The sequence below is a fragment of the Methanofollis formosanus genome, from assembly GCF_019633745.1.
Taxonomy (GTDB): Archaea; Halobacteriota; Methanomicrobia; order Methanomicrobiales; family Methanofollaceae; genus Methanofollis; species Methanofollis formosanus.
Genome location: NZ_CP037968.1, coordinates 2,894,974 through 2,907,718, shown reverse-complemented (window position 1 = coordinate 2,907,718; position 12,745 = coordinate 2,894,974). Strand labels below are relative to the sequence as shown.

At 60.5% G+C, this 12,745-nt stretch carries 5 protein-coding genes; 4 read left to right on the top strand and 1 reads right to left on the bottom strand.

Features of this window, described 5'->3' with window-relative positions; all coding sequences use genetic code 11:
* Nucleotides 1-316 precede the first annotated feature (316 nt).
* Together E2N92_RS13250 and E2N92_RS13245 are read left to right on the top strand one after the other, a co-directional pair.
* Entirely contained in the window at nucleotides 317-1,447 is a 1,131-nt protein-coding gene (locus tag E2N92_RS13250) for an aminotransferase class I/II-fold pyridoxal phosphate-dependent enzyme (protein ID WP_246589243.1), read from the top strand.
* Between the two features lie 59 nt (nucleotides 1,448-1,506).
* A complete protein-coding gene (locus tag E2N92_RS13245; RefSeq protein ID WP_220681612.1) occupies nucleotides 1,507-4,245 on the top strand; it encodes a cation-translocating P-type ATPase in 2,739 nt (912 codons plus the stop codon).
* Between the two features lie 748 nt (nucleotides 4,246-4,993).
* On the opposite strand, the gene E2N92_RS13240 is transcribed toward E2N92_RS13245, so the two are convergent.
* Complete coding sequence (locus tag E2N92_RS13240; protein ID WP_220681611.1) at nucleotides 4,994-5,479, bottom strand: universal stress protein; 486 nt, start codon at nucleotides 5,477-5,479, stop codon at nucleotides 4,994-4,996.
* 807 nt (nucleotides 5,480-6,286) lie between these two features.
* Here E2N92_RS13240 and E2N92_RS13235 point away from each other — a divergent pair.
* Complete coding sequence (locus E2N92_RS13235; protein ID WP_220681610.1) at nucleotides 6,287-8,293, top strand: methyl-accepting chemotaxis protein; 2,007 nt, start codon at nucleotides 6,287-6,289, stop codon at nucleotides 8,291-8,293.
* A 107-nt stretch (nucleotides 8,294-8,400) separates the two neighbouring features.
* Nucleotides 8,401-12,639, top strand: coding sequence for a response regulator (locus tag E2N92_RS13230; RefSeq protein ID WP_220681609.1), 4,239 nt, complete (start codon nucleotides 8,401-8,403; stop codon nucleotides 12,637-12,639).
* The last annotated feature ends 106 nt before the right edge of the window (nucleotides 12,640-12,745 follow it).

Sequence of the window (12,745 nt, the reverse complement as noted above, 5' to 3'; positions counted from 1 at the left end):
GCCGAGGGGCGGCATGATGCTCGACTTCGATTCACTCCTCGAACCCAAGGATGAGGATCAAGAATCGATCCAATTCTGAGATGATATTTTCATCCCCTATGCTTGAGGCGTGATCTCGCCTCATGCCCAATTCTACAAAGCCGAAAATTCTTCAGGGGGGGGCACGCCTGATCATCACGCCTTTCCCATCTTCACGCCGGGGGGCGGTCACCACCCGAGACCCCCGGAACACAGATCGGGCAGGAAAGGCAGAGGGCCAATCATTCAGAAGAGAACGCTCTCCCTCGCCGACATCCTTTATCCGCCAGAAAAACCAATGTCATCTCTTATGCATCTTCAGGACTTCAGACTCGAACGTTTTCTTGCACAGTACGAGTTCTCGGCCCCCCACCTCCTCTGCACCTCAGACTGCGAGTCGGTGCACCTCGCCGACCTGCTTTTGATGGAGGACGGGGCCGAAGAACGGTTCAAAGATCTCTGGCTCGGGTACACCGAGTCGGCCGGCGGCCCTGAGGTGCGCCGGGAGGTCGCCGGGATATACTCCGCAATCGCTCCCGACGATGTCCTTGTCACCGCCGGGGCGGAGGAGTCGATCTTTCTCTGCATGCACGCCATGCTCGGCCCCGGCGACCACGTCGTCGTCCAGTCCCCGGCCTACCAGTCCCTCCACGAGGTGGCACGGTCCATCGGGTGCCGGGTCTCGCACTGGACGCTCCGCGACGAGGACGGGTGGCGGCCCGACATCGAGGCCCTCAAGGACCTGGTCACCAGGGAGACTGAGGCCGTGGTCATCAACACCCCGCACAACCCGACCGGGTGCCACATGACCCATGAGGAGTTTCGGGCGGTGAGGGACATCGCCGAGGACGCCGGGGCCTGGGTCTTCTCAGACGAGGTCTACCGTTTCCTCGAGTACGACCCCGCCGACCGCCTCCCACCGATGGCCGATATCTACGAGAAAGGAGTCTCGGTCGGCGTGATGTCCAAGGCCTTCGGGCTTGCGGGCCTGCGGATCGGGTGGACGGCAACACGGGACGCCGAACTGCGCCGGCGGGTCGCCGCCCTCAAGGACTACACCACCATCTGCTGCAGCGCCCCCTCCGAGTTCCTGACCGCCCTCGCCCTCAGGCACACCGAGGAGATCGTCGGCCGCAACCTCGGGATCATCAGGTCCAACCTCGCCCTCCTGGACGCCTTCTTCGCACGTCACGCCGACCGCTTCGCCTGGGTCCGCCCCACGGCCGGTGCCATCGGCTTCCCGCGCCTGCTCACCGATGAGAGCGCGGAGGCCTTCGCCATCAGGACCGTGCAGGAGAGCGGGGTGCTCCTCCTCCCCTCGACGGCCTACGAGTACGGAGACAGCCACTTCAGGGTCGGGTTCGCACGGACCGATCTGCCCGCGGCCCTCCGGGCCTTTGAGGACTATCTCGACGGCAGAACTGCCTGATCACATATATAGCAGAGACGCGGAGAGACCCCGGGCAGATGCCCTGCCGGTGAAGGCCGATGGCGATCTATGCCGGGGACCGCGAGGAACTCTATGCCCGGACCGAGTCACGGGAGGAGGGGCTGACCGGAGCGGAGGCCGCCGAACGTCTCGGCGTCCACGGGCCAAACGTCATCCAGAAACGGGAGAAGAAGAACTATTTCAGGGTATACCTCCGCCAGTATACCCAGTTCTTCGCCGTCCTCCTCGAAGTCGCCGCCGTCCTCTCACTCATCGCCGACGCCTCGGCGCCGGGCGAAGGCTACGACATCCTGGGCTATGCGATCGCGGGGGCGGTGGTCATCAACGCCACCTTCGCCTTCTGGCAGGAGTACAAGGCCGACCAGACCGTCGAGGCGCTGCTGCGGCTCATGCCCTCGATGGTGACGGTGCGGCGTGAGGATGTCGCCGAGACGGTGGACGCCCGCGAGGTCGTGCCCGGCGACGTCCTTCTCCTCGAAGAGGGCGACCGGATCGCCGCCGACGCCGTGCTGACCGGGGTGAACTCGCTGTACGTCGATCTCTCCACGCTCACCGGAGAGTCGAGGCCGCGCCACCGGACCGCAGAGCCCTCTATAGCGGCATCGGTCCTTGAGGCCAGGAACGTCGTCTTTGCCGGGACCACCGTCACCTCCGGGAACGGGACGGCGGTGGTCTATGCCACCGGCCGGAAGACCGAGTTCGGGAAGATCGCCACCCTTGCAAAAGAGGTGGAGAAGCGCCAGACCCCGATGCAGAAAGAGATCGTGAGGATCACCCGGATCCTCACCCTTGCCGCCGTCCTGGTCGGCGGAGTCTTCTTCGTCCTCAGTTATTTTGCCGGGTTCGGGCTGCTCGTCGCGGCGATCTTCGCCCTCTCCCTCATCGTCGCCAATGTCCCGGAGGGGATGCTCCCGACCATCACCCTCTCGCTCTCGCTTGCAAGCCAGCACATGGCGAGGCGAAACGCCCTCATCAAGAACCTCGACTCGGTCCAGACACTCGGGAGCACCACGGTCATCTGCACCGACAAGACCGGGACCCTGACCAGGAACGAGATGACGGCCAGGGTGATCGTCCTCTCGAGCGGGGAAGAGGTCTCGGTCACCGGCGAGGGCTACCTGGGCGACGGCGAGGCGGTCATCAAGGGGCGGACCGAGGGCTCCGACGAACGCCTGGAATTTTTCCTCATGGCCGCGCTCCTCAACTGCCGGGCGGCGATCGAGGGCGACCACCTCCATGGCGACCCCACCGAACTCGCCCTCGTCGCCGCGGCCAGGAAGGCCTGCGTGGGGCCTATGGGATACGAGAAGGTGGCCGAGATCCCCTTCACCAGCGAGCGCAAGATGATGTCGACGGTCCATGCAAAGGACGGTGCCCGTCTCATCTTCACGAAAGGCGCCCCCGAAGTGGTCCTCCCGAAGTGCCGCGCCTTCCGGGACCGCACCGGGGCGGCCGTCACTCTCGACGAGGAAGAGCGGGTGCGGATCGCCGCACACGCCGAAGACCTGGAGAGGCAGGCCTACCGTCTCCTCGCGGTTGCGTACGGCGAGGGCGATGAGGAGGAAGATCTCGTCTATCTCGGGCTCATCGGGCTGATGGACCCGCCCAGGGCCGAAGTGCCGGGCGCGGTCGCGACCTGCCGGCGGGCCGGGATCAGGGTGATGGTCCTCACCGGCGACAACCCCATTACCGCGGGAGCGGTGGCGGAGGCGGTCGGACTCTCGGTGGATAGGGTGATCACCGGCGACGAACTGGCCGGGATCTCCGACGAGCGCCTGGAAGAGATCCTCAAAGACGAGGACGTCCTCTTTGCCAGGATGCGTTCGGACCAGAAACTCCAGATCGCCACCGCCCTCCAGAAGAACGGCGAGGTGGTGGCGATGACCGGCGACGGGGTGAACGACGCCCCGGCCCTCAAGAAGGCCGACATCGGGATCGCCATGGGCCTGAAGGGGACCGAGGTCGCGAAGGAGGCGGCCGACATGGTCCTCATCGACGACAACTTCTGCTCCATCGTCGCCGCCGTCGAGGAGGGGCGGACCGTCTACTTCAACATCAAAAAGTTCGTCACCTACATCCTCGCCTCCAACGTCCCCGAGATCGTCCCGTACATCCTCCAGTTCTTCCTCAGGATCCCGCTCCCGCTCACCGTGATCCAGATCCTCTCCATCGACCTCGGCTCAGACATGCTCCCCGGCCTCGCCCTCGGTTCCGAGCGGCACGAGAAAGATATCATGGAGATCCCGCCGGTGGGAAAGACCGAGCGGATCCTCGACCGCGAAGTCTTCAAGCGAGGCTACTTCTTCCTGGGGATCATCGAGGCGACCGCGGCGATGACCGCCTTCCTCGGGTTCCTCTTCCTGATGGGCTGGCAGTACGGCGACCTCTCCATCGCCGGCACCGAACTCCACCGGCAGGCGATGACCATGACTCTCCTCGGGGCGGTGACCTGTCAACTCGCCAATGTCTGGACGCTGCGTTCCTGGGAGTTCTCGGCCTTCGAACGCGGCCTCTTCACCAACAAACTGCTCATCGTCGCCGTGGTCCTGGAGGCGATCTGGATCTACCTCCTCCTCACCGCACCGTCAGTGCAGGCGATCTTCAACACCGCGAGCGTCCCGCCCGCCTACCTCCTCCTGCTCATACCCTTCCCGATCCTCCTCTTCGTGTCTCACGAGTTCTACAAATATCTCATCAGGCGCCGGACCGGGAAGGGGATACACCGGGCGGAGGAAGAACCTCTTCCGTCTGAGTTGTGCGGGGAGAATGAGGAGTGAGAGGGGCGACGGAACGATCTCCCCGACGATAGGAACGAGTCGTCACCAGCATGTATCTTGATGATATGATCGCCGGAGAAGACAGAGGACTCCGGCGCGAGACGGTGGTGAAGATTCTAAGTCTGGACGGTACGCCTGATCATCACGCCTTCCCATCCCCGTGACCCTGCAGATGGAATCGGGAGGGGGGAGAGCCGATCACTTTTCAACAGGATCACACGTGATGCCGTCCTTCCCTCCCGCGAAACGGCAGAAAAGGCCCTGTAGAAAACATCCTCTTTTCATCACCTCAGCCCCCTGTGACCTTCATCCATCGCCTTCCCTCATGCTCACTCCAGGGGCAGCGCCCCCGGCACCGATGTTTGGGAGGGCGTGATGATCAGATGTGCCGCCCTCATCGTAGAATCTTTCCTGGAATCTCGCACCGGGGATTTCACCCCCGGACCCCCCACGACGAAGATAGGTGGGGGCGGCAATGAAGTGGTCGCCCTATGTGGTGTCCTGCTCCGAAGGGGGAGCAAGGATCCACGCATCAGAGACCAACAGGAATGTTCATCGCGTATGCTTGAGCCCAAGGTTCATGCCCGATTCTACAGAGCCGCAGAAAAAAAATCCTGCAATGGGGACGGCATGATCTGATCACCATACCTTTTTCGTCGTCGCGACCCCGAAGATTGGACCTGGAAGGTGAGGTGAAGATCATGAGGAGATGCAGCCCCTGAGATCGGTTCTCATGCCCGGAAAAACTTCACCGGCCGATGCAGGCGTTCTGCGTCTCCCTGGTCACGATCAAGACCGGCACCGTCGACTTCCTGAGCACCTCCTCGGAGACCGAACCAACCACCGCACCGGCGAGGTTGCTCTTGCCGTGGCTGCCCATCACGACCAGGGAGACCCGTTCCCTCTTGGCCGTGGCCAGCACCTCGACGGAGGGGTAGCCCTTGCGCACCTCGGCCTTCGCCTTCATTCCGGCGCCTTTGATGACCGAGAGGATGCCGTTCAGTTTCTCCTGAGCGTTCTCCCGCATCCGACCTTCGAGTTTGGCGTCGTACTCGACCATCCGGTCGCCGGCCAGCCACCCGATCCCGGTCGAGACGAGGTCGATCTCCCGCTCGTCCAGTACATGGACGACGACCACCTCCTCGGTGCCGGCGGCCTTAAGAGTCTTGATATAGTCGAGGGCCTTGTATGAACATTCCGAAAAATCAGTGGGGTACAGCACTTTTCTGAACACCGAGGTCACGCTCCTTTCAATCAGAGATATCCTTGTTCCCTGAGGATATGAATCAGACCCTTCCCGTGCGGCTCTGGGCATGGGAGATCTGCCGAATGGATCGAAAAAAGGTTTCAAGAATCGGGCCCATGAAGAATCGGGGATGAGGCGATAGGTCGCCTCAAGCATACCAGATGAAAATCTATATCGCAGTCTTCTGAGGTGTGGAAAGATCGATCCTTGATCCTTCTCCTTGTAACCGAGGAACGAAGAGAAATCGAGCATCATACCGCCCCCTGGCTTTCTTCGTCCGTGGGGGTCCGGAGGGTGCAACCCCCAACTGCGAAATGGGGATGAAGATTCTACAATAGGGGCGGCACGCCTGATCATCATCCCCCACATTCTCCTGCAGGGGAAACCTTCACACTCTTGTCCGGATCACCTCCTCTAAACTCTCATCTGAGCAAAGATCCCACGCCTTTTCTCTCTCGCTTCCGCCAGGGGCTTCACCTCATAAAGGATAAATCATCCCAGCAGTCCCTAAAAATCCATTTGTTTCTCATTATTGGCATGAAAATCTCCTAAAAAGGCAATATATTGGCCTTAATGGACCATGATAAATACGTTAACTATATTAATACGAATCATATGGTTAATGGAAAATTATAAGCTCTTCCAATAATAACCTGAAAATATCCCCTTCTGTAGATAACGTCGGCAATAAGGGATCTATTGCGGCCCTGACCCCAAATATGGCCGTATGAGATCCCTTTTGTTCATCGGCCCACACAAAACACAGGGGCGGGAATGCTTTCCGAGGCAACATTTATGAAAATACAAGAGATCATCGGGGCTCTGGATGCCGTACCGGGAAAAGGGCCTCAAGTCCATCTGGACGAGACAGCGTGCGATACCGACCTCAGGCCAATCGCCGCCGCGGTCAACCGCACCATCTCCCGAAGATGGGATATGCAGAGACGAGTCGACGACCTCAACACAGACCTCACTCTCTACCAGGCCGCCGTCATGGAGAATCCCACCCCCATGCTCCTGCTGGACAGAGACCTTACGGTCGTCAGGGCAAACCGTGCCTTCACCGTGACGAGCGGGATCGGTCAGCGGCAACTGACCGGGATGGATCTGCGCAATCTCTCCGCCACCACGGTAAAGGGCAAAAGGATCATCGACGCCCTTCTTCATAATACCCATGTATCCGGCGAATGTATCGTCGATCTACCGGCCGGGAAAAAATATCTGAAATATCAGGCTATCCCGAACATCGACCAGGACGCAGGGGTTGAAAATCTCCTGCTGTTCCTCGACGATATCACGGAAGAACGGAAGCGAGATGAGGAAACCAGAAGAGCGATCGAGGAGGGGAAGCAGAGAAACGAATGGTTTGCGACTGTTCTCAACACTATCTCCTATCCGATCTCGATCACCGACCGCTCGATGAACTGGACCGGGGTGAACCGCGCCTTTGCCGAGACCTTCGGCATCGACCGCACCAAGGCAATCGGGCGGCACTGCAGTGCCACCAACGGCCCGCTCTGCCACAACGAGAACTGTATGATTAGACAACTCCAGAAGAGCGGGAAGGAGCGGATCGCCGCCACCTTCGAGCATGGAGGCAGGTTCCTCAAGGTCGGCGCCGCCCACCTCACCGATGACCGCGGTGACCGAATCGGCTACATCGAGATGATTGAGGACATCACTCCCCTCATGCGGCAGCAGAAAGAGGCCGAAGAGCAGGCCGCCCGGCTTGCAGAAAGTGCACGCGAACTCAAGGTTGCCATGGACGCCATGGCAAGACAGGACCTCACCTTCGCCCTGGAGGTCCGTGAGGACGATCCCCTCAGGAAACTCAAGGAGAACTATCAGGAGACCAGAGAGGGACTCAGGGGCGCGACCCTCGACCTCGCCGGGGCTATCAGGGAGATCACGGCCGGCACCGCGGACGCGAGCAGGAGCGTTGAGGAGATCGCACGGGCCGTTGAACAGATCGCGGCCCAGAGCCAGAAGGCCACCGACGATTCGAGGGCCGAACTCAACGATATCGAAGAATCAGCCGGGGCGATGGTCGGTCTCTCGGCGGCGATCGAAGAGGTGGCCAACACCTGCCAGGAGGTGCTTCAGGTCACCGAGAAGAGCGCCAAGATCGGTGAAGAGGCGAGCAGACTCGGCCAGACTGCCGCGGCAAAGATGGAGGAGGTGAAAGTCGCCTCAAAGGAGAGTGTGGCGGAGATCACGAGACTGAACTCCCAGATGCAGGAGATCACCAAGATCGTCAAACTGATCACCGACATCTCCAACCAGACCAACCTGCTTGCGCTCAACGCCGCGATCGAGGCGGCAAGGGCCGGCGAGCACGGCCGCGGCTTTGCCGTCGTCGCGGGTGAAGTGCGGAACCTTGCCGGAGAGTCGAAGAAGGCCACCGGCCAGATCGAAGACCTCATCGCCACCGTCCAGGCACAGAGCACCCGAACTTCGCGGGAGATCGAGGGTTCCTATGCCGAGATTCATGCCGGGATCGAGCGGGTCGGCAAGACCCTCGACGCCCTTGACCAGATGGTCCGAATGTCGGCAGAGATCAGGGCGAGCGTGACCGAGATCGCAAAGGCCACCGAAGACCAGGCCAACGATGCGACCAGGGTTACCGAGGCGATGGAAGGAACGAAGGAAAAGACGAGGGCGAACCTGAAGGCCGTCGAGGAGGTGGCCGCCCTCCTGGAGGAAATCTCGGCCTCGGCTGAGGAGGCGGGTGGCGGAGCCCAGGAAGTCGCCGGGATGGCGGCGCATCTCGAGGGGATGGTCGACCAGTTCAGACTCGATTGAGATCGCCATCAGGGCCGGGGATCCTCTACCCCTCTCCTGACTTCCATCCTTCTACCAGGAGGGATCGATCACAGCGGTTATATTCCCTGAATGTTATGAAGAAGAAGATGTTCTCCGTCCTCTACGTCGACGACGAACCGGCGCTCCTTGAGATCGGCAGACTCTTCCTGGAACGTTCGGGGCATCTCGCCGTTGAGACCGCTCGCTCGGCCGCAGAGGCGATCGAAAAACTGCATTCACAGAAATACGACGGCATCATCTCAGACTTTCAGATGCCCGAGATGGACGGGATCGAGTTTCTCAAGTATATCCGCACCCACTTTGGCGATCTCCCATTCGTCCTCTTTACGGGCCGGGGCAGGGAAGAAGTGGTGATCGAGGCCCTGAACCATGGGGCCGACTTCTATCTTCAGAAAGGAGGCGATCCGGTCTCCCAGTTCGTCGAACTGGAGCACAAGATCACCCTTGCCATCGAGCGGAAGGTGACGATGGACGAACTGCGCGAGTCCAGACAGCGGATGGCCGATGTGATCAACTTTCTCCCCGACGCGACCTTTGCCGTCGATCTTGAAGGAAAGGTGATCGCCTGGAACCGGGCCATCGAGGAGATGACCGGCGTAAAAAAAGAGGAGATCCTTGGAGAAGGGGATTTTACGTACGCCATACCCTTCTACGGGGAGAGAAGGCCGCTCCTCATCGATCAGGTCCTGGCCGAGGATAAAGAGGCCAAGAGCACCTATCCCCGCGTCATACGAAGGGGTAACAGACTGATCTCGGAATTTTTCGTGCCGCACCTGTACGGGGGCAGAGGCGCCTATCTCTGGTTTATCGCCTCACCGCTGTACGACACGAAGGGCACGATCATCGGGGCTATCGAATCGATCCGCGACGTCACCGATCGGAAACGGGCCGAGGAAGAGCGAGAGGCCGCCCATCAGAAACTTCTGGACATCATCGACTTCCTCCCTGACGCCACCTTCGTCATCGATACCGACCGAAGAGTCATCGCCTGGAACCGGGCCATCGAGGAGATGACCGGGGTGAAGAAGGAAGAGATGCTCGGCAAGGGGGATTATGCCTATGCCTTCCCCTTCTACGGGGAGACCATGCCGATCCTCATCGACCTTGTCCAGGAACCGGACGCCGAGTTCGGACCCAGATACCACTATCTGGAACGCGAGGGCGATACCGTCGTGGCCGAGATGTTCCTTCCCCTTCTCTCAGATGGCCGCGGAGCATATCTGTGGGGGAAGGCTTCGCCCCTGTACAACGATCAGGGGGAGATCATCGGTGCGATCGAATCACTCAGGGACATCACCGAGTACAAGCAGGCCGAAGACGCACGCCTGAATGCCATCGTGCAGGGTTCCCCGATCCCGCAGTTTGTCCTCGACGGCGATCACCGTGTGGCATACTGGAACGAGGCGCTGGAGGCGTACAGCGGGATCAGGGCCGCGGAGATCATCGGTACACGGGACCACTGGGAGGCGTTTTATCAAGACAAGCAACCGTGCCTGGCAGACCTGCTCATCGACGGCATGCCGGCCGAGTCGGCACTCACGGGAGAGGAGGGGGAGAAGTATGCGAAGTCGCGGTTTATCGAGGGCGCCTACGAGGGCACGGCCTTCTTCCCTGAGATGGGTGAAAGCGGGACATGGCTGCACTTCACTGCGGCCCTGATCCGGGACGCCAGGGACCGGGTCATCGGGGCGGTGGAGACTCTTGAGGACATCTCCGAGCAGCGACGGACCGAAGAAGCCCTGAAGGCGTCGGAGGTTAAGTACCGCACCCTATTCGAGAACAGCGGGAGCCCGGTGATCATCGTCGAGGAGGACACCACCATCTCGCTCGTCAACCGGGAGTTCGAGAGACTCAGCGGGTATGCCCGCGAAGAGGTGGAGGGCCGGATGAGCTGGCAGGAGTTCGTGGCATGCGAGGCCGACCTTCAGAGGGTAACCGGATATCACCGGTTGCGAAGGATTGAACCCGAACAGGCCCCGCCGGTTTATGAATGCCATTTCAAAAACCGGGCTCTGGAAGTGAGAGACGGGCTCATATCGGTTGCGATGATTCCGGGGACGCAGCAGAGCATCGTAGCCGTGATGGATATTACCGGGCGGAAAAAAGCGGAAGAGACCAGGCGTCTCGCCGACCTGATCCATTTCATGCCTGACGCGATCTTCGCCGTCGACCTTGAGGGGAAGGTGATCGCCTGGAACCGGGCAATCGAGGAGATGACCGGGGCTGCGGCGGCGGAGGTCCTGGGGAAGGGCGACCACGCCTATGCCGTCCCGTTTTACGGGGACCGGCGACCGCTCCTCATCGATCTTCTCTCCTCCTCCCCCGAAGAACTGGAAGAGAGAGCATATCACAAGATCGAGAGGCACGGAGATTTTCTGATCGCCGAGACCGGAGAGGCGCGGCCGCAGGGAAGGGAGGTGGTCCTGAAGGCATTTGCCGCTCCTCTCTACGACGACTCGGGTGAGGTGACCGGTGCGGTACAGAGCATCCGCGATGTCACGGAGTTCCGGCACGCCGAGGAGGCATTACGGGAGAGCGAGACCAAGTACCGGTCGCTCTTCGAGTACGCGAACGACGCGATCCTGCTCATCAAGGACGGCCAGATCACCGACTGCAACACCCGTGCCCTCACGATCTTCGAGTGCACCCGCGAGCGGTTTGTCGGCAGCACCCTCTCTGCATTCTCACCGTCTCTCCAGCCCGACGGTTCGGACTCGATGGAAACGGTTTCCAGGAGGATCCGGGGTGCTTTGTCGGGGGAGTCGCAGTTCTTCGAGTGTCAGTGTCACACCCTGGGGAAAAAGCCGTTTTTTGCCGAGGTGAGCCTGAACCGGATCCAGCTAGGAGACGAACGGTTTGTCCAGGCGATCGTCCGCGATATCACCACGCGCAAAGAAGCCGAAGAGGCGCTGAAGAAAAAAACTTACGACCTGAACGAGCGGGTCAAAGAGTTGAGGTGTCTGTACACCATCTCACACATCCAGGAGGAGGGGGCGCCGATCGACGGAGTGATGCAAAGAATCGCGGACGTCATTCCCCCGGCCTGGCAGTATCCGGCGATCACGGCGGTACGGATCACCGTGGACGAGAAGGAGTATCAGACTGACACCTTCCGGGAGACCGGATGGACACAGGAACGACAGATCGTGGTCGATGGGAAACCGGCCGGCAGGATTGAGGTGGTGTACCTCGAAGAACGGCCCGAACGGGATACAGGGCCGTTCTTGAAGGAAGAAGAAAACCTCATCACCATTATCGCCCTGCGGATAGGGCAGTTCATCACGCGTAAACGGGCGGAAGAGGCGCGGAGCGCTTCAGAGGCAGAGTTGAGGGCGTTGTTTGCGAGTATGACCGATGTCGTCATCGTCTATGATGCTGAGGGGCGGTACCTGAAGATCGCACCGACCAATCCGGCGCTTCTCTACCGACCAACGGAAGAACTGCTCGGGAAAGCCGTCGGCAAGGTGCTTCCGGGCCCGCAGGCCGGGGTTTTTCTCGACAACATACGGCAGGCACTGGAGACCGGGGGGGCGGTGAACTTCGAGTATCGTCTGTCCATCGACGGCCGGGAGATCTGGTTCGCCGCCGTGATCTCTCCCATGACTCCGGACTCGGTCATCCTGGTCGCGCGCGACATCACCGAAAGAAAGATCGCGGAGATGGCGGTCAGGACGGCAAATGAAAAGCTCAACCTCCTCTCCAGCATCACCAGGCATGATATTCTCAACCAGCTCACGGTGCTGCACGGCTATATCGGGCTTACGAAGACGGAGACGACCGATCCCACCTTGCTTGGGTACATCGAGAAAGAGGAGATGGCCGCCGAATCGATCCGCCGCCAGATCGAGTTTACCCGGGACTATCAGGAGATCGGGGTCGCGGCCCCCGCGTGGCAGGACGTGCACCGGACTATCGCCAGGAGTGTTCGGACCCTTGACCTGGGGGCGGTGGACCTTTCGATCGCGTTCGAGGGGCTTGAGGTCTATGCCGATCCCCTCCTCGAGAAGGTCTTCTTCAACCTGGTGGACAATGCCCTCAGGTATGGGGAAAGTGTCACGACGATCCGCTTCTCCTGCCTGGAGGACGAGGAGGGGATCACCATCGTCTGCGAAGACGACGGTGTTGGGATCCCGGAAAAATTCAAAGAAGGGATCTTCAAGAGAGAGTATTACAAGAATACCGGCCTCGGACTCTATCTCTCCCGCGAGGTCCTTGCCATCACCGGACTTCTGATCCGGGAGACCGGCGAGGCAGGAAGAGGCGCACGGTTTGAGATCTCGGTCCCGAGAAGGGGGTACCGATTTGTCGGGGAGAGAAGAGCATAGACTCTGGAGAACCGGGCATGAACCCCGGGCTCAAGCACACATGATGAACAGTCTGCGATGGGGGCGGCCATCGCCCGGCAGAAACATCGATCGAGGATTCAAAAAA